The organism is Niveispirillum sp. FG156 (assembly GCF_057809555.1).
Genome location: NZ_JBMDKE010000025.1, coordinates 47466 through 65386, shown reverse-complemented (window position 1 = coordinate 65386; position 17921 = coordinate 47466). Strand labels below are relative to the sequence as shown.

The following is a 17921-nucleotide window of genomic DNA, read 5'->3' as shown; positions in this document are numbered from 1 at the left end:
ATGGGCGGCGGAGGCGTGCATGCGGCATTTGCGGTCGGCCCTGGCGGCGTTTCGCGGGCGGGCTGAGGATTTGCCCCCCGTATTCGAGGCGGCCTGCCGGGACATTGTCGAGGATCTGGGCGTCAGCAGCGGCAGCGTCTGGTTTTTTGATGAGGGCGATGGCCAGGCCATCGAATGTGCTGCCCTTTATGATGCTCGCGACGCCCGCGTCCTGCGCGGTACCAAGCTGCGTGAGGCCGACAGCGCCCCCTATTTCGAGGCGCTGCGCCGCGAAAGGCGGGTGGTGGCCGATGATGCCATGACCCATCCCGCGACCGCGTGCCTGAAGAGTTATCTGTTGCAACGCGATGTGCGCTCGCTTCTGGACCATGTCGTGTCCACGGGCGGGCGGGCCGTGGCGGTGCTGTGCTGTGAGCAGGGGGGCCGCAAGCGCCTGTGGTCGGACCCGGATGCCGCCTATCTGGAACAGATGGCCATCATGCTGGGTGTCGCCTTCGACCTGCATGTCGAAGGTCGAAGGCGGTCGGTCGGGGTGTAATCCGTTCGGCGGTGGAGGCCGGGTTCCGCGGATTACGCTTCGCTAATCCGCGCTACGATTTCTGCCGCGCATATCTTAACGCCCCATCTTGTTGCGCTGCACAAATTTCGTAATGGTTTCAAGCTTCTGGACCAAGGTCGCAGCGACCAAGGTCGGGGCTGCGTTAACCTTCGGCCTGTCCCATCGTGGAAGCCTCAAGGATCGACCCGGACGCCCATAACAGGCTGCCCGACGGGTGGCGCATAATATCGCCGGGGCCGGTCCGTTTGTCGCCGATATGCGCAAAAGGGAGGGCACATGGCTAATGTGGCAGTGGGCGGGGCGGCACCAGCCCCGATGACCAAGGAAGAGAAGAAGGTGATCTTCGCCTCTTCGCTTGGCACCGTGTTCGAATGGTATGATTTCTACCTGTACGGCTCGCTCGCAGCCGTCATCGCCAAGCAGTTCTTCTCCGGCGTGAACCCCACCGCCGGCCTGATCTTCGCGCTGCTGGCCTTTGCCGCCGGTTTCTTCGTACGGCCCTTCGGCGCGCTGGTGTTTGGTCGCCTGGGCGACATGATCGGCCGCAAATATACCTTCCTCGTCACCATCCTGATCATGGGTGCCTCGACCTTCATCGTCGGTATCCTGCCCAATTATGCCAGCATCGGCATTGCCGCCCCGGTCATCCTGATCGTCCTGCGCCTGTTGCAGGGTCTGGCGCTGGGCGGTGAATATGGCGGTGCGGCCACATATGTGGCCGAGCATGCGCCCCATGGACGGCGCGGCAATTACACCGCCTGGATCCAGACCACGGCGACGCTGGGCCTGTTTTTGTCGCTGCTGATCATTCTGGCCTGCCGTACGTCGATGTCGGTGGAGGATTTCGAGAACTGGGGCTGGCGTATCCCGTTCCTGATCTCCATCGTCCTGCTGGGCATTTCCGTCTGGATCCGCCTGATGCTGAATGAAAGCCCGGCCTTCGTGAAGATGAAGGAAGAGGGCAAGCATTCCAAGGCGCCGCTGACCGAAGCGTTCGGCAACTGGAAGAACCTGAAGGTCGTCATCCTGGCCCTGTTCGGCCTGGTCGCCGGTCAGGCCGTGGTCTGGTACACGGGTCAGTTCTATGCCCTGTTCTTCCTGACCTCCATCCTGAAGGTCGATGCGTTTACGGCCAACATCCTGATCGCCATCGCGCTGGCCATCGGCACGCCCTTCTTCATCTTCTTCGGCAGCCTGTCGGACAAGATCGGCCGCAAGCCCATCATCATGGCCGGTCTGGTGCTGGCCATCATCACCTACTTCCCGCTGTTCAAGGGCATCACCCATTTCGCCAACCCGGCGCTGGAAACGGCGGTCGCCACCTCCCCCGTCGTCGTGGTTGCCGACCCCAACGAATGCTCGTTCCAGTTCAACCCGACCGCGACGGCGAAGTTCACCAGCAGCTGCGATATCGCCAAGTCGGCCCTGGTGGCCAAGGGCATTCCGTACAGCAACGAGGCCGCCCCCGCCGGCACCATCGCCCAGATCCGGGTGGGTGGCGTCAGCATCGAGAGCTATGATGGCAGCGGTGTTGTCACCAAGACGGAAGTGAACCTGGGCCATGGCCCGTCCGCCGCCCCGGCTGACCCGAAGGCCGCTGGTGCTGCCTTTACCAAGGCTGTCGGCGACGCGCTGGTTGCCGCCGGTTACCCGGCCAAGGCCGACAATGCGGCGATCAACAAGCCGATGCTGGTGGTGCTGCTGACCATCCTGGTCATCTATGTCACCATGGTGTACGGCCCCATCGCCGCCATGCTGGTGGAAATGTTCCCCACCCGCATCCGCTACACCTCCATGTCGCTGCCCTACCATATCGGCAATGGCTGGTTCGGCGGGTTCCTGCCGACCACCAGCCTCGCCATCGTGGCGGCCACCGGCGACATCTATTCCGGTCTCTGGTACCCGATCATCATCGCGGCCGGCACGCTGGTCATCGGCCTGCTGTTCGTGAAGGAAACCAAGGATATCGACATCTACGCCGATGATTGATCTCCGGACTGTGGTTGTGATTTCCCCCTAAAGACTTGGGCGGGTGGTGAAAGCCACCCGCCATATTCTTTTTTGTCAAAAGCGGGCTTGCGTCGCGACGGGGAAGCGCATTCAATCTGTTTCAACAACAGTGGCGGAACAGCCACGGGACATATAGTGGGAGGGGGCGGAACAGATGTCGATCCGGGTGCTGGTGGCCGACGACCATCCATTGATGCGTGCAGCCCTGTGCCAGTCGGTGGCGGGCACCATGCCCGATCTGACGACCGTGGAGGCGGCCAGTTTCGGCGATGTGGAGGCCGTGCTGAAGCGCGAGCCGGTGATCGATACCATCCTGCTGGACCTGCATATGCCGGGCATGAACGGGCTGATCGGTCTGGCGCTCCTGCGCAACGAACACCCGACCATTCCCATCATCGTGGTGTCGGCGTCCGAGGATGCGGCCACCATCCACCGTGCCATGGAATATGGCGCCGCCGGCTTCGTGCCGAAATCTGCCCCCATCACCCATATTGGTGACGCCATCCGCGCCGTCCTGGACGGGGCCATCTGGCTGCCCAGTGCCGGCACGCCGGCCCATGCCCAGGCCCCCGTGGCCGATGCCGACATGGCCGCCCGCGTGGCGGGCCTGACGCCGCAGCAGCTGCGCGTGCTGGCCGGCATTGCCGAGGGCAAACTGAACAAGCAGATCGCGTATGAGATGGGCGTGGTGGAAACCACCGTGAAGGCGCATGTGACGGTGATCTTGCGCCGCCTGGGCGTGGTCAGCCGTACCCAGGCTGCCATCGTGGCGAGCAAGTTGGCCCTGGCGCCGGTCGCGGAGACGCAGGCGGAGGCGAGTTGAGGGCGTAGGTCGCGGGTGAGGCGCATGCCGAACCCCGACATTCAATGGCGCGGCCGCTTGTCGGGGTTCGGCTTTGCCTCACCCACGACCTACGGGACTACCCCTCACCGATCCTTCACATAGGGCCGTCCGCTGGCCCTGGGCGGGATGGCCTTGCCGACGAAGCCGGCCAGCAGCAGGACGGTCAAGAGATAGGGCAGGGCCTCGATCAGCTGTACCGGCACCTCGCCGATGCCGGGCAGGGCCACGCCCTGCAACCGCGTCTGCAACGCGTCGGCGAAGGCGAACAGGAGGCAGGCGAACAGGGTCGGCACTGGCTTCCACTTGCCCAGGATCAAGGCGGCCAGCGCCAGGAAGCCCTTGCCCGCCGTCATGTTGGTCTGGAACCCGGCCCCTTGCGCCGTGGAGAGATAGGCGCCGGCGATGCCGCAAAGCAAGCCGGCGATCAGCACAGCCTGATAGCGCAGCTTGGTGACCGAGATGCCGGCAGTGTCCACGGCGGCGGGGTTTTCGCCCACGGCGCGCAGGCGCAGGCCGAAACGGGTGCGGTAGGCGATCCACCAAGTGAGCGGCACGATGGCCAGCGCCAGATAGACCAGAATGTTATGGCCGCTGATCAGCTCATAATAAAGTGGGCCCAGCAGGGGGACGCCGCGCAACGCCTCTGCCAGCGGCAGGGTAACCTCGCCAAAGCGGGCATCGGCGGGCAGGTTGGGGGTGCGGCCCCCCATCTGGAACCAGGCATTGCCCAGCACCGCCGTCAGGCCCAGGGCCACGATGTTCAGCGCCACGCCGGACACGACCTGATTGCCCTTATGCGTGATGCAGGCAAAGCCGTGCAGCAGGGCCAGGGCCAGCGACGCCAGGATACCGGCCCCCAGCCCCGCCCAGGCGGAGCCGTAGATGGCGGCGGCGGCGGCGGACGCGAAGGCCGCGACCAGCATCTTGCCTTCCAGCCCGATATCGACCACGCCGGCCCGTTCGGAATAGAACCCGGCCAATGCTGCCAGCAGCAGCGGCGTGGCCAGCCGCACCGTGCTGTCCAGCAGCGACAGAAGCGTGAGGAACATATCCATGGGATTTAGGCCCCCGCTGGCTTGGCCGCCGCCACAACGGGGCGGCGGGAGAAGAGGCGCACCAGCGCCGGGCGGAACATATGTTCCAAGGCGCCTGCGAACAGGATGACCACGCCCTGGATCACCACCACCAACTCACGGCTGATATTGGGATAGTCGAAGACCAGTTCCGTCCCGCCCTGATAGAGCGCGCCGAACAGCAGGGCGGCGGGGATGATGCCTGCCGGATGGTTACGGCCCATCAGGGCGACCGCGATGCCGGTAAAGCCCAGGCCCGCCGGGAAATTCAGCATCAGGCGATGCTGCACCCCATGCAATTCGTTCACGCCTAGCAGGCCCGCCAGCGCGCCCGACAGGGCCATGGTGATGACGATGACCCGCCTTGGATCAATGCCAGCATAAAGGGCCGCATTCTCATTGGCACCCGTGGCGCGCAGCGCAAAGCCCCAGCGCGTGTGCCAGATGAAGGCCCAGACGCCGACGCAGGCCAGAAGCGCCAGGAACAGCGAGAAATTCAGCGGCGAGGACGCCATCTCGATCCCGATGCCGGCCATCATGTCGGCCATCATGGGCAGGAACATGGAGGTGCTGAACGCCTCGCTTTCCGGCGACATCTGCCCTGGTTTGATCAGGACATTCACCATCAGATAGACCATCAGCGAGGACGCGATGAAATTGAACATGATGGTCGTGATGACGATATGGCTGCCGCGATAGGCCTGCAGCCAGCCGGGGATCGCGGCCCACAGCGCGCCAAAGGCCGCACCCCCCAGCACCGACAAAGGCAGGGCCGCCCACCAGGGCCAGCCGGGCAGGGCCAGACAGACCAGACCGACGCCCAAGCCGCCAATATAGGCCTGCCCCTCCCCGCCGATATTGAACAGCCCGCCATGAAAGGCGATGGCGACGGCGAGTGCGGTGAAGATCAGGCTGGTCGCGTAATAGAGCGTATAGCCAATCCCCTCGCCCGTGCCGACAGCACCGCGCAGCATGGTACCGAGCGCGCCCACCGGGTCCTCGCCAATGGCGAAGATGACCAGGGCGGAGACCAGCAGCGCCAGGGTGACATTCACCACGGGCAGCAGCAGGCCGGTTGCCCACCAGGGAAGATTGTCGGAACCCGCACCCGCACTCATGCCGAAACCTCTGCAGCAACCGCTTCTGTGGCGGGTGTGTCCTTGATGCCCGCCATCATCGTGCCAATCCGGCTCTCATTCGCCTCTGCCGCCGACAATTCGCCCACGATCTCCCCGTCGCACATCACCAGAATGCGATCAGACAGGGCCAGGATCTCGTCCAGTTCGGCGGAGACCAGCAGGATGGCCTTGCCCCGGTCGCGCAAGCTGACCAGCTGGCGGTGGATGAAGGCGATGGCGCCGATATCCACGCCACGCGTCGGCTGCCCCACCAGCAGGATATCCGGTTCCCGGTCCATCTCACGCGCCATCACCAGCTTCTGCTGATTGCCGCCGGAGAACAGCGAGGTGCGCAGATGGGGGTTGCCGGGACGTACATCAAACTGTTCCATCAGCGAAACGGTCTTGGCGACCACCCGCTTCCAGTCCAGTCGCCAGCCCTTGGACAGGCCCTTGTCCTGGTGATAGCCCAGGATGGCGCTTTCATGGGCCGGGAACTCCTTGATCACGGCCAGTTTCAGCCGGTCTTCGGGCACATGGGCCAGACCCCGGCGGCGCGCGTCGGCGGCGTCATATTTCGTGGCCGGGCCGATTTCATCGCCCTTCAACGTGACCGTTCCGGTATCGAAACGGCACATGCCGGACAGAACTTCCAGCAATTCCGACTGGCCATTGCCGGCGACACCGGCGATGCCCACAATCTCGCCCGCCCGCACATTCAGGCAGGCATCCTTGAGCGTCGTGACGCCGCGTGTGTCGATGACGTTTACATTCTGCGCCGACAGCAGGACGGGGCCGGGCGTGGCCGGGGCCTTGTCCACGGACAGCGAGGTCTTGCGGCCCACCATGGCGTCGGCCAGGGCCTGACGGTCGGTTTCCTTGGTGATGAATTCCGCGACCACCTGACCCCGGCGCAGCACCGACACGCGGTCGGTGATGGCCATGATTTCCTTCAGCTTATGCGTGATCAGCAGGACGGTGCGCCCCTGCTGTCGCAGCCGTTCCAGGATGCGGAACAATTGCTCCACCTCCGGCGGGGACAGAACCGCAGTGGGTTCGTCCAGGATCAGCACGTCGGCCCCGCGATAGAGCGCCTTCAGGATCTCCACGCGCTGCTGGACGCCCACGGGCAGGTCGGATACCAGCGCGTCCAGCGGCACTTCCAGCCCGAACTGCTGTTCCAGGGCCTGTACCTCTGCCCGTGCCCGCGCCATGGCGGGGCCCAGCACGGGTCCGCCCTCGTGCCCCAGCAGCAGGTTTTCCAGGACCGTGAAGGTCTCCACCAGCATGAAATGCTGATGCACCATGCCGATGCCCAGGCGGATCGCGTCCTGCGGCGTGCGGATATTCACCTGTTTGCCGCGCACCAGGATCTCACCCGCATCAGCCTCATAGAAGCCGTAGAGGATGCTCATCAAGGTCGACTTGCCAGCCCCGTTTTCCCCCACCAGCCCATGGATACTGGCAGGGGCGAAACGCAGCGTTACGTCGCGGTTGGCATGGACGGGGCCGAATCGCTTGTCGATGCCGACAAGTTCGACCGCCCAGGCGGAGGAAACGGAAGGGGGGGCGGCCGACATGGGTCCTGCTCAGGCGCTAAGTCAGTCAGGGGACGATCAGTACTTGCAGCCCTTGGCGTCGTCATAATTGGCGACGATGCGGGCGCCGGACTTGATGTCGGCGGTGGCCTTGTCCACAGCCGCCTTCATGGCGGGCGTGATCAGTGCCTTGTTATTGTCGTCGAAGGCCCAGCCCACGCCATCCTCCTTCAGGCCCAGACGGCGGTGGCCCGCCTTCCAGGTGCCGTCCTGCGCGGTCTTGAACGCCTCATAGGCGGCGATATCCACGCGCTTGACCATGGAGGTCAGGACCTTGCCGGGGAACAGGTGGTTCTGGTTGCTGTCCACGCCGATGGACAGCTTGCCGGCGTCGCTTGCTGCCTGCAGAACGCCCATGCCCGTCTGGCCAGCGGCGGCGAAGATCACGTCCGCGCCACGGTCAAACTGGCTCTTGGCCAGTTCGCTGCCGCGTGTGGGATCGGCCCAGGCGGCAGGCGTGGAGCCGGCCATGTTGGCGACGACATTGGCCTTGGGATTGGTGGCCTTCACGCCCTGTTCATAGCCGCAGGCAAAGCGACGGATCAGCGGGATATCCATGCCGCCGATAAAGCCCACCGTCCCCGTCTTGGACGCCATGGCGGCCAGAACGCCGACCAGATAGGAGCCTTCATGTTCGGCGAATTCAATGGACTGCACATTGGGCAGGTTCACATTGCCGTCGATCAGGGTGAAGCGGACATTCGGAAACTCCTTGGCCACCTTTTCCACCGACGGGGCCATGGAGAAACCGACCGAGACGATGATATCGGCGTTACGGCTGGCCAGACGGCGCAAGAACTGTTCGCGCTGCGCCTCGTTCGTCACCTCGAACCAGCGGAAATTGGTGCCCGTATCCTTCTTGAACCGTTCGGCGCCATTATTGGCCCCTTCATTGAACGACTTGTCGAACCGCCCGCCCATGTCGAAGACGATGGCCGGTTCGAACCCGAAGGCGGGCGCGACAGTGGCGGCGGTGGACATGAAAAGCGCAAGGGCCGCACAGGCGGCACGACGGGTAAACTTCATCGGCTCCGTTCCGAACAGGGGAACCCCTGGCGGCCTTCCCGATGCGGGCGCCACCGGGAAAGGGTCCCAGCAATCTTACCAGCCTGTGAAGCTAGCCAGTTCGCAGGCGCACGGCAAGGTGACAAAGCCGGCCTTGCCGTTTGGCGATGCGGAATCTGTCGCCTGTGTCACATCGCCGCCCTGTCGGTCTGGTGCCTGCCTGTCAAATAACTGTAGCCTCATGGGCGTATGTAGGCTGACAAAGCCCTTTTTCCGCTGGAGCCTGTGCGTCCCATGTCCGAGAACCGTTTCCTGACCCATGAAGAGTTTGAAGCCATCCAGGACAAGGGTGCATCCCCGGACAGTGAACCGACCTTTGGTGAGGTGGTGCAGGCACGGCTGGGGCGGCGCGACATCCTGCGCGGGATGCTGGGCACCAGCGCCATTGCGGCCTTTGCGCCTGCCGTGCCTGTCGCCCTGATGGCCGGTGAGGCCAAGGCGCAAGCGGCGGGTGCTGCCGGCAAACAGGCCGGATTCGGGTTCAATTTTGAGGAACTGACGCGCGGCATCGACGGCAATCATCATGTGGCGCCGGGATATGATGCGGATGTCCTGATCCGCTGGGGCGACCCGCTGTTCGCCGACAGCCCGGATTTCGACCCGTACAAGCAGAGTGCCGACAGCCAGTTGAAGCAGTTCGGCTATAATTGCGACTTCACGGCCTTCTATCCCCTGCCGCAGGGCAGCAGCAGCGCCGATCACGGCCTGTTATGGGTGAACCATGAATATACCCAGGCCGAGATGATGTTCCCCGGCCTGGCGCCCGAGGGCCAGGACAAATACCCGCCCGAATCCGTGACCAAGGAGATGGTGGATATCGAGATGGCGGCCCATTCGGGCAGCATCGTCGAGGTCAGGCGGGGCAAGGATGGCAAGTGGGCCTATGTGAAGGGTGGCAAGTTCAACCGCCGCATCAATGCGCTGAACACCAAGATGTCCTTCACCGGCCCGGCGGCGGGCCATGCCCGCATGAAGACCAAGGATGATCCCGAGGGCCGCACCGTCATCGGCATGCTGAACAATTGCGCCGGTGGCGTCACCCCCTGGGGCACGGTCCTGTCGGGGGAGGAGAATATCGATGGCTACTTCATGGGCACCATCGACCAGACCCATCCCGAGCAGCGCAATTACGACCGCATGACGGTGCCGTCTCCCTGGTACCAGTGGGGCCGGTTCCATGATCGGTTCCATATCAACAAGGAGCCGTTTGCCGCGAATCGCTATGGCTGGATCGTGGAGATCGACCCCTATGACCCGACCAGTACGCCGCGCAAGCTGACGGCGCTGGGAAGGTTCAAGCATGAAGGCGCCGGCGTCACCCTGAACAAGGATGGCCGCGCCGTTGTCTATATGGGTGACGATCAGCGGTTTGAGCATGTGTACCGGTTCGTGTCCAAGGGCAAGTATGACCCGGCGGACCGCAAGGCCAACATGAAGTTGCTGGACGAGGGCACCCTGTCGGTGGCGCGGTTTGATGCCGATGGAACCGTCAACTGGTTGCCGCTGGTGCAGGGGCAGGGGCCGCTGACCCCGGCCAATGGCTTCAAGGATCAGGGCGATGTGGTCATCGCGGCCCGCATCGCCGCCACCCTGGTCGGGGCCACCCGCATGGACCGGCCCGAAGATGTGGAGGTCAATCCCAAGACCGGTCTGGTCTATGTCATGCTGACCAACAATGACGACCGGTTGCCCGATGATCCCATCCACCCGGCCCAGATCCGCCCCAATGCCGCCAACCCGCGCCCGGCCAATAGCTGGGGCCATATCGTGGAAATGGTGCCGCCCGGCGGCGACCATGCGGCACAGAAGTTCAAGTGGGAGATCCTGGTCAAGGCCGGCAATCCCGCCGACCCGAAGACAGGTGCCAGTTTCAACAAGGCCACCACGGAGAATGGCTGGTTCTCCTGCCCCGATAATTGCGCCTTCGACAGCATGGGACGGCTGTGGGTGGGCACCGACCAGGGCAGTAAGTGGCAATGGACGTCGGGATCGTCGGACGGCATCTGGGCCATGGAGACGCGAGGCCCCCTGCGCGGTACCGCCCGCCTGTTCTTCCGCGTGCCGGTGGGGGCCGAACTGACGGGGCCCAGCTTCACGCCCGATGACCAGACGCTGTTCGTGTCGATCCAGCATCCGGGGTCGGACGCGGTGGACAAGGTGACCAAATCCGGCAACCGCCAGGGCACCTTCGCCGATCCGGGCACACGCTGGCCGGACTTCAAGGACAATATGCCGGCGCGGCCATCGGTGGTGGTGATCACCAAGAAGGGTGGCGGGGTGATCGGGGTTTGAGGTTTCGCGGGCGTGTTGCCCTCACCCTCCCAAGCCTGGCGGCTTGGGGCCCTCCCTCTCCCACCTGCGTGGGCGAGGGGTAGAAAGTTAAGCCCCTCGCCCGCTTGCGGGAGAGGGAGGGGCCTGCCGCGTAGCGGTGGGAGGGTGAGGGAGCAACCCTCGCGTCATCTCGTTGCAACGTATCGGACACTTGCCAATCCGCCCCGACCTCTGTCACAAGCAAAGGTGACGAAACCGGCATGCCGGTTCGTTCTTCTTCGCATTCACGTCTTCCGAACGGCCCGCCAGGGAGGCGGCCTGGGCGGGGCGTTATTGGTGGGTTGTCCTTGATGAAATCCGTGCTGCCGTCCACGCTCGCCCTGTCCCGCCGCCAATTGCTGCGCGGGGCCGGTTCGCTGGCGGTGGCGGCACTGGCCATTCCGGTGGCGCCGCGTCTGGCCTTTGGTGCGGTCAATTTCATCGATTACCCGTTCCAGCTGGGTGTGGCGTCGGGTGAGCCCTGGCCCGATGGATTCGTGATCTGGACGCGGCTGGCGCCCCGACCGCTCGAACCCGGCCATGGCATGTCCAGCGACATCATCCCCGTGGATTGGGAGGTGGCGGAGGACCGTCTGTTCCGCAAGGTGGTGACCAAGGGCACGGGCATGGCCCATCCCGAGCTGGGCCATGCGGTGCATGTGGAGGTTTCCGGGCTGCTGCCGGGCCGTCCCTACTGGTACCGGTTCCGCTGTGGCGACCACCGGTCGATGCAGGGCCGGGCCGTGACGGCGCCGGCATCCGGCGCGCCGCTGTCCAAGCTGCGCTTCGGCATCGCGGGCTGTCAGAATTATGATCAGGGCCTGTTCACGGCCTTTGACCATCTGGCCCGCGAAGAGGTGGATTTCGTCTATCATTATGGCGACTACATCTATGAAGGGCAGTCGCGGCCCTTCTATTTCAGCCGGCATCTGGAAGATACGGTGCCTAGCCCGCGCCGCGCCGACCTGCCCGACCCGGTGTCACTGGACGAATATCGCCGGCGCTATGCCAAGTACAAGCTGGATACCGACCTGCAGAAGGCCCATGCCGCCGCCCCCTGGATCGCCGTCTGGGACGATCATGAGATCGTGGATAACTGGGCCTCGGACTTCAACTGGGACAATACCCCGCCCGATATCTTCCGTCTGCGCCGCGCGGCGGCGGCCCAGGCCTATTACGAGCATCTGCCGTTCCGGCGGTCATCGCTGCCCGACGGCGCGCGCATGCAGCTGTTCCGGAAGTTCGCGTTCGGCGATCTGGTCGACATGCATGTGCTGGACACCCGCCAGTATCGCAGCGATCAGCCTTGTCGCGACGGGTTCCGTCCGGCCTGCCCGGAGGTCGACAATCCCAACCTGACAGTGCTGGGCGAGACGCAGGAAAAGTGGCTGTTCGACGGGCTGGCCCAGGGCAAGGCCCGGTTCAACCTGCTGGCGCAGCAGATCATGCTGATGCCGTGCGACCGGGAGCCGGGCGAGGCCAATATCCGCAACCTGGACACCTGGGACCCGTACCGCGTGGCCCGCGCCCGCCTGTTGAAGCACATCCAGGGCAACAATATCCGCAACACCGTCGTCCTGACCGGTGACGAGCATCAGAATATCGTCGGCAATGTGATCTTCGACGACAAGGACCCCAACAGCACCGTCGTGGCCAGCGAGTTTGTGGTCACCTCCATCTCGTCCGGTGGCGATGGCGGCGACCAACGGCCCGCCGCCAAGGGCATGCTGGCCGAAAACCCGCATATCAAGCTGATCAACGACCAGCGCGGCTATGGCATCTGTGAGGTGACGCCCAAGCACCTGACCATGGACCTGAAGGTCCTGGATCAAGTGACCACGCCCGGCGGCAAACTGTCCAGCCGCGCCAAGTTCGCCGTCGATCCGGGCAAGCCGGGGGTGCAGAAGGGGTGAGGGGGTTACGGACAGCGGATCGCGTCTGTCCGGTCAATCCTGCCCCCCGTCAGCAGATTAACCATCAAGTCAAATGGCATGCTGGCATCTTCACTTACCTGCGCGCCATCGGGTTCGGCGGCGTAGATTTGTGCCAGTGATTGCACGAGGGTCAGGCGTTCCTGGCGGGTCAAGCCCTGCGTATTGGCCACCTGCCTCGCGAATGTACCTGGGTCGCGTGTTGTGCCAAGCGCCTCCAGCAGCATCAGACGCATTCGCCCGCCACGGCAGAACAGGCGCGTCAACTCGCTGTCATCACGAACATGGGTGTTCGCGGCGAGGAGAACCTGTAACGGCAATAGGGCCGGGTGTTTTTCATTCCAATCAATTTTTACAGGCCCTTTTGCATGGGGAGCGCCGAACCATTCATCTTGAACGTCTGGGTTGCTCAATTCGCCACGGGCCCAGGCAAGTACATCTGGAGTGCGAAGCCAACCCAGCCGCATTGTCAATTCCGTATCCTGGCGATAGTCGGTCGGATGAATTTCCTGAATAACAAAGTCCAGGGGTGAACTATTGAGCAGATGCCGGCGCAGCAACAAAGCCATTGAGGTCCAGCGCTTTGCGACTTTTGGATCCTGCTTCCATAAAGGCGAAAAGCCGGTGCCGTGCATTGCAGCCTCCAGTGCTGTTAGCGCGAATTCGCTGGGCTGCAAAGGGTTCTGCAGCAATTGATGCAGATGCTTCTCCAGCAAATCCATTGCCTCCGTCCGTCGGCCCTGCCAGGCGAAAAAGGCGATGCAACGCAGGAGCGTATCAAGATCGGAGGCATCGGACAGCAACCGGCGGACGAGAGGTTCGGCTACTTCATGATGCGGACCACCCAGCAGGGCCTCCAGCACATCCTGCTTCAGCCTCGCAAAGTCAGGAGACCCGTCCATGCGCTGATCATATACAAGATATCGCGGCGTCTTGGTGACTTCATCCCAAGGCCGCCGGTCCCAGTTGTCGGTCCTGCCCCAACTTGCCCGTAAACCCCAGCGGGGGAGACGTTTCGCCTCCAGATCGGCTAGATATGACAGAAGCCGACGCCCCGAATGGGTGGGTGAGGTTGACCGCAGATGGTCCAGAATGTGCCTTGCATCTTCTTGCCCTCGCTCATCCAGGTCCGGGCGCAGCATTGGCGTCAGCATCTGCTCTAGTTTTTGGCCTTGGTGGTCAAGGTTGGGGTCGCGCTGTATTTCCAAGAAATTCTGAAGCAAGTTAATTGAAACAGAAATGCCATCGATCGACAAATACTCGCTTGACCACGTACTTCCACCGATCCGTTGATAAATTTCACCGCCATTCTTCAAAAGCAAAAAATGAACTTCTCCTTTGTTGTATAATGGCAAGCCGCCGCAATACAGGCCATCCCAGTGAGACTGCAGCTGACCATCCAGTTTGATCTCCGCAGGCACATCCCCTTTGGAAATTTTCAATGGCTTCAGCCGGACATAGCCGCGCGCATTGTCGTTGTCCTTCACGCGGTCGATGACGAGGGCTGTCAATATCACATCAGCTGTTGCCACCGCGTCGAAGGCTGACATCCGATCTGGGTTATCCCAAATCTGGCAGGCGTTGGCCTGTTGCGCGCTGATCAGCAGAAAAAGCAGTCTACAGAGTGCGGAAATCAGGACGCTGCGCATGCCGACTCCGGTGATGGTTGATGGGCGAAGACGGTAGTGTCACCGCAAGGTGAAGCATATCTAGAGTAGCAGTCTCTGCAACGGCATTGTTGCCTAGAAAATGTCGGGTGAGTACCGATCGCCGGTGCCGAAAATCAAAACTGATATATTCCACATAACGCTGGCTTTCCGTGCCGCCCCCGACCATCGCGCCCCATGACGGCGCCCCAGCAACGGGCGTAGGATAGCGCCCAAGCAAGAAGCACCCGTGGGGCATCCATGTCGAGTTGGCCGGTTCTGGGGTTGGCGCTGGGGTATCTGGCGGCGTTGTTTGCCATTGCCTGGTGGGGGGATCGGTATGCGGCAAAGCAGCCCGAGGTGCAGGAGCGCCGCGCGCCCTTGCTCTATGCCATGTCGCTGGCGGTCTATTGCACGTCTTGGACCTTCTATGGCGCCATCGGGCGGGCGGCGGCCAGTGGGTGGGACTTTCTGTCCATCTATGTGGGACCGATCCTGGTCTTTTCGCTGGGCTGGCCCATTCTGGCCAAGATGGTCAGGGTGGCCAAGGCGGAGAACACCGTCTCCATCTCTGACTTCATCTCCGCCCGATATGGCAAGAGCCGGGTGCTGGCGGCCCTGATCACCGTCATGGCAGTTACCGTGGTGCTGCCTTATTTCGCGCTACAGCTGAAAGCCATCACCATCAGCCTGGAGGCGCTGGCCGGGGACCCGTTTGCCAACCGGGTGATGGATATTCCGGGCGAGACGACCTTCATCATCACCTGTGCCATGGCCCTGTTCGCCATCCTGTTCGGGGTGCGCAATATCCATGCGAATGAGCATCATCGCGGCCTGATGATGGCGATTTCTACCGAAAGCATGGTCAAGCTGGGGGCGGCCATCCTGGTGGGCGGGGGCATCGTCTTTGCGGTGGCCGGCGGACCGTCGGGCATTTTCGAGCGGGCGGCGGGCGACCCGCGCTTGGCCCATCTGCTGACCCCGCATTTCGGGGCCGGGTGGTGGTCCATCACCCTGCTGGCGGCCCTGGCCATCCTGTGCCTGCCGCGGCAGTTTCATGTGACGGTGGTGGAGAATACCCATGTCGGGGATATCCGCACCGCCAGCTGGCTGTTCCCGCTCTATCTTGTCGCCATCAATATCTTCGTGCTGCCCGTGGCGCTGGCCGGGTTGATGATGTTCCCGGATGGCAGCGTGAATGCCGACACGTTCCTGGTGACCATGCCGCAGCGGCTGGGCCATGACTGGATGGCGGTTCTGGCCTTTCTGGGCGGGCTGTCGGCGGCGACCAGCATGATCATCGTGGGGGCGGTTGCCCTGTCCACCATGGTCTGCAACGACCTGATCGTGCCCATCCTGATGGCGATTCCGGCGGCCATGCGGCGGTGGCAGCATGATCCCAAGCCCATGCTGCTGACGGTGCGCCGGGTGGCCGTCGTGGCGCTGCTGGGCATGGCGTATCTTTATTACCTGATGATTGGCACCACCTTCCCGCTGGCCACCATCGGGACGGTCAGTTTCGCGGGCGTGGCACAGTTCGCGCCGGCCCTGCTGATGGGTCTGTTCTTCCGGCGGGTGACCAAGGCAGGGGCCATCACGGGGCTGGTGGCCGGGTTTGTCGCCTGGGTCTATTCGGTGCTGATCCCGTCCTTTGCGGTGGCGGGGCTGGTGCCGGGGCATCTGATGGATCAGGGCCTGTTCGGGCTGGGCTGGCTGACGCCCACCGGCCTGGGCGGCATCCATGATCTGGACACGCTGGCCCATGGCGCCCTGACCAGTCTGGCGCTGAACCTGTTCATGATGGTGCTGGTGTCCGGCATTACGGGCCAGTCCGACCTGGAAAAGCAGCAGGCCCGCCGCTTCGTCTCCATGCGTCACGACGCGCGGGACGGGGTGGCGCCGGTGCGCGGGGTGACGCTGGGCGACCTGTATGAGCTGGCGCTGCGCTATGTCGGGCGCAGCCGTGCGGAACCGGTGTTCCGTGAGCTGGTGGGCCTGGGCGCTGACGAGGGCAAGGACCTGTTCGAGGAGGGGTTGAAGCGGCGCATCGATGAGGAGGCCGTGCAGGCCACCGAATGGCTGCTGGCGGGCGCCATCGGGTCGGCATCGGCGCGCGTGGTGGTGGCCAGCCTGCTGTCGGACCGGCGTCTGTCGCGGTCGGACGCGCGGTCGATCATCGACGAGGCGTCGCGCGCCATCCTGGACAGCCATGTGCTGATGCGGTCCACGCTGGAAAATGTCGGCAAGGGCATCTGTGCGGTCGACAAGGATTTCCGCCTGCGCCTGTGGAACCGCCGGTTCCTGGAGATGCTGGAGGTGCCGGAGGGCCTGATCAAGGTGGGCACGCCCATGGGCGAGCTGGTCGCCTATCTGCAAAGCCAAGGGGAGTTCGGGGAGGAGGGGGAGATGGAGACCCTGTTCGCCCGTCGCCTGGACCCCAAGCGCCGCGACATGCCCGACAGTTTCCACCGCACAAGGCCCGATGGGGTGGTGTTGGAGATTATGTCCAATCCGCTGCCCGATGGCGGGTTCGTGGCCGTCTATACCGACGTCACCGACCGGCACCGGGCGGCAGAGGCGCTGCGTGCCGCCAATGAAGGGCTGGAACGGGGGATTGCCGAGCGCACCATCGATCTGGCCATCGCTAAGTCGGAGGCCGACCGCGCCAATCAGGCCAAAACGCGGCTGCTGGCCGCTGTCAGCCACGACCTTTTGCAGCCGCTGCACGCGGCCCGGCTGTTCATTTCCGCCGCGTTGGACCGGGGGCCGGACGCGCTGGTGACGCAGGCGGATGCCGCCCTGCGGTCGGTGGAACAGCTGCTGGGCGATCTGCTGGACATCACCAAGCTGGATACGGGCGTGGTGAAGCCCAACCGGACGGCGGTGGCCATCGATGATGTGCTACACCCGCTGACGGACGAGCTGGCCGTGGTGGCGCAGCGGCATGGGTTGCAGCTGCGCTTTGTGCCGTGCCGGGCAAGCGTGGATACCGATGCTGTCCTGCTGCGCCGGATCGTGCAGAATTTGCTGGCCAATGCCCTGCGCTATACCCCGCGCGGGCGCATCCTGGTGGGGTGCCGGCGATTGGCGGGCGCGGTGCGGGTGGAGGTCTGGGATACGGGGCCGGGCATCCCAGAAGATAAGCGCGAGGAGATTTTCAAGGAGTTCCGGCAGCTGGGTAATGGCCAGGGCGACCGCGACAAGGGGCTGGGCCTGGGCCTGTCCATCGTAGAACGGTTCGCGGCCATCCTGGGCCACCGCGTCAGCCTGCGGTCGGTGGAGGGCAAGGGATCGTGCTTTGCCGTCGAGGTGCCGCTGTCAGCCCGCGCCGCCGACCCGGCCCGGCCCGCCGTGGGCGCCAGCGTCACGGGCCTGGAAGGCACGCTGGTCCTGTGCGTGGAGAATGAGCCGGCCATCGCGGAGGCGACCATCGCGCTCCTGTCGGGATGGTCATGCGAGGTGGTGTGGGGGGCGACGGGGGCGGATGCGCTGGCCGCCCTGGGCGACCGGGTGCCGGATGTCGTGCTGACCGATTACCATCTGGACCATGGGATGAGCGGGCTGGACGCCCTGTCCTTGATCCGGGCGCGGTTCGGGGCCGACCTGCCCGCCGCCGTGATCACCGCCGACCGGACAGAAGCCGTGAAGGACAGCGTAGCGCAGGCGGGGTGCCGGGTGCTGTACAAGCCGGTAAGGCCGGGGGCGTTGCGCGCGCTGTTGAGCCATATGCTGGCCGAGAAGCGGCGGGGACGGGCGGCGTAGTCAGG

11 protein-coding genes are annotated in these 17921 nt (G+C 64.0%); 6 read left to right on the top strand and 5 right to left on the bottom strand.

Annotation, left to right across the window (positions count from 1 at the left end):
• Positions 1-19: 19 nt before the first annotated feature.
• The 3 genes from ACODSP_RS16860 (at position 20) to ACODSP_RS16850 (ending at position 3392) form a co-directional block, all read left to right on the top strand.
• On the top strand, positions 20-538 hold the full coding sequence (locus ACODSP_RS16860; protein ID WP_488966725.1) for a GAF domain-containing protein: 519 nt from the start codon (positions 20-22) through the stop codon (positions 536-538).
• Positions 539-835: 297 nt separating this feature from the next.
• Positions 836-2548, top strand: a complete 1713-nt coding sequence (locus tag ACODSP_RS16855) for an MFS transporter (protein ID WP_488966724.1) — start codon at positions 836-838, stop codon at positions 2546-2548.
• A 175-nt stretch (positions 2549-2723) separates the two neighbouring features.
• Complete coding sequence (locus ACODSP_RS16850) at positions 2724-3392, top strand: response regulator (RefSeq protein WP_488966723.1); 669 nt, start codon at positions 2724-2726, stop codon at positions 3390-3392.
• 104 nt (positions 3393-3496) lie between these two features.
• On the opposite strand, the gene ACODSP_RS16845 is transcribed toward ACODSP_RS16850, so the two are convergent.
• From ACODSP_RS16845 to ACODSP_RS16830, 4 genes are read right to left on the bottom strand one after another with little or no spacing between them, the layout of a single operon-like run.
• Positions 3497-4468, bottom strand: a complete 972-nt coding sequence (locus ACODSP_RS16845) for an ABC transporter permease (RefSeq protein ID WP_488966722.1) — start codon at positions 4466-4468, stop codon at positions 3497-3499.
• Positions 4469-4473: 5 nt separating this feature from the next.
• A complete protein-coding gene (locus tag ACODSP_RS16840) occupies positions 4474-5604 on the bottom strand; it encodes an ABC transporter permease (RefSeq protein WP_488966721.1) in 1131 nt (376 codons plus the stop codon).
• On the bottom strand, positions 5601-7184 hold the full coding sequence (locus ACODSP_RS16835) for an ABC transporter ATP-binding protein (protein ID WP_488966720.1): 1584 nt from the start codon (positions 7182-7184) through the stop codon (positions 5601-5603). Before ACODSP_RS16835 ends, ACODSP_RS16840 begins: the two co-directional genes overlap by 4 nt.
• Positions 7185-7220: 36 nt before the next feature.
• The gene (locus tag ACODSP_RS16830) at positions 7221-8228 is read right to left on the bottom strand and encodes a BMP family lipoprotein (RefSeq protein WP_488966719.1); all 1008 of its coding nucleotides are present in this window, start codon (positions 8226-8228) and stop codon (positions 7221-7223) included.
• 273 nt (positions 8229-8501) lie between these two features.
• On the opposite strand from ACODSP_RS16830, the gene ACODSP_RS16825 reads away from it, so the two are divergent.
• Together ACODSP_RS16825 and ACODSP_RS16820 are read left to right on the top strand one after the other, a co-directional pair.
• Positions 8502-10559 (top strand): PhoX family protein, encoded by a 2058-nt coding sequence (locus ACODSP_RS16825; RefSeq protein ID WP_488966718.1) that lies wholly within the window; start codon positions 8502-8504, stop codon positions 10557-10559.
• A 329-nt stretch (positions 10560-10888) separates the two neighbouring features.
• Entirely contained in the window at positions 10889-12490 is a 1602-nt protein-coding gene (locus ACODSP_RS16820) for an alkaline phosphatase D family protein (RefSeq protein WP_488966717.1), read from the top strand.
• A 5-nt stretch (positions 12491-12495) separates the two neighbouring features.
• Here ACODSP_RS16820 and ACODSP_RS16815 read toward each other — a convergent pair whose 3' ends face one another.
• Positions 12496-14157 (bottom strand): hypothetical protein, encoded by a 1662-nt coding sequence (locus tag ACODSP_RS16815; protein ID WP_488966716.1) that lies wholly within the window; start codon positions 14155-14157, stop codon positions 12496-12498.
• Between the two features lie 258 nt (positions 14158-14415).
• Here ACODSP_RS16815 and ACODSP_RS16810 point away from each other — a divergent pair, with 258 nt between their 5' ends.
• The gene (locus tag ACODSP_RS16810) at positions 14416-17916 is read left to right on the top strand and encodes a hybrid sensor histidine kinase/response regulator (protein ID WP_488966715.1); all 3501 of its coding nucleotides are present in this window, start codon (positions 14416-14418) and stop codon (positions 17914-17916) included.
• Positions 17917-17921 lie beyond the last annotated feature (5 nt).

What these genes read in the sequence shown, in the direction of transcription:
- ACODSP_RS16860 (WP_488966725.1), top strand. Translation starts at nt 20, where the DNA reads ATGCGGCATTTGCGGTCGGCCCTGGCGGCGTTTCGCGGGCGGGCTGAG.
- ACODSP_RS16855 (WP_488966724.1), top strand. Translation starts at nt 836, where the DNA reads ATGGCTAATGTGGCAGTGGGCGGGGCGGCACCAGCCCCGATGACCAAG.
- ACODSP_RS16850 (WP_488966723.1), top strand. Translation starts at nt 2,724, where the DNA reads ATGTCGATCCGGGTGCTGGTGGCCGACGACCATCCATTGATGCGTGCA.
- ACODSP_RS16845 (WP_488966722.1), bottom strand. Translation starts at nt 4,468, where the DNA reads ATGGATATGTTCCTCACGCTTCTGTCGCTGCTGGACAGCACGGTGCGG.
- ACODSP_RS16840 (WP_488966721.1), bottom strand. Translation starts at nt 5,604, where the DNA reads ATGAGTGCGGGTGCGGGTTCCGACAATCTTCCCTGGTGGGCAACCGGC.
- ACODSP_RS16835 (WP_488966720.1), bottom strand. Translation starts at nt 7,184, where the DNA reads ATGTCGGCCGCCCCCCCTTCCGTTTCCTCCGCCTGGGCGGTCGAACTT.
- ACODSP_RS16830 (WP_488966719.1), bottom strand. Translation starts at nt 8,228, where the DNA reads ATGAAGTTTACCCGTCGTGCCGCCTGTGCGGCCCTTGCGCTTTTCATG.
- ACODSP_RS16825 (WP_488966718.1), top strand. Translation starts at nt 8,502, where the DNA reads ATGTCCGAGAACCGTTTCCTGACCCATGAAGAGTTTGAAGCCATCCAG.
- ACODSP_RS16820 (WP_488966717.1), top strand. Translation starts at nt 10,889, where the DNA reads ATGAAATCCGTGCTGCCGTCCACGCTCGCCCTGTCCCGCCGCCAATTG.
- ACODSP_RS16815 (WP_488966716.1), bottom strand. Translation starts at nt 14,157, where the DNA reads ATGCGCAGCGTCCTGATTTCCGCACTCTGTAGACTGCTTTTTCTGCTG.
- ACODSP_RS16810 (WP_488966715.1), top strand. Translation starts at nt 14,416, where the DNA reads ATGTCGAGTTGGCCGGTTCTGGGGTTGGCGCTGGGGTATCTGGCGGCG.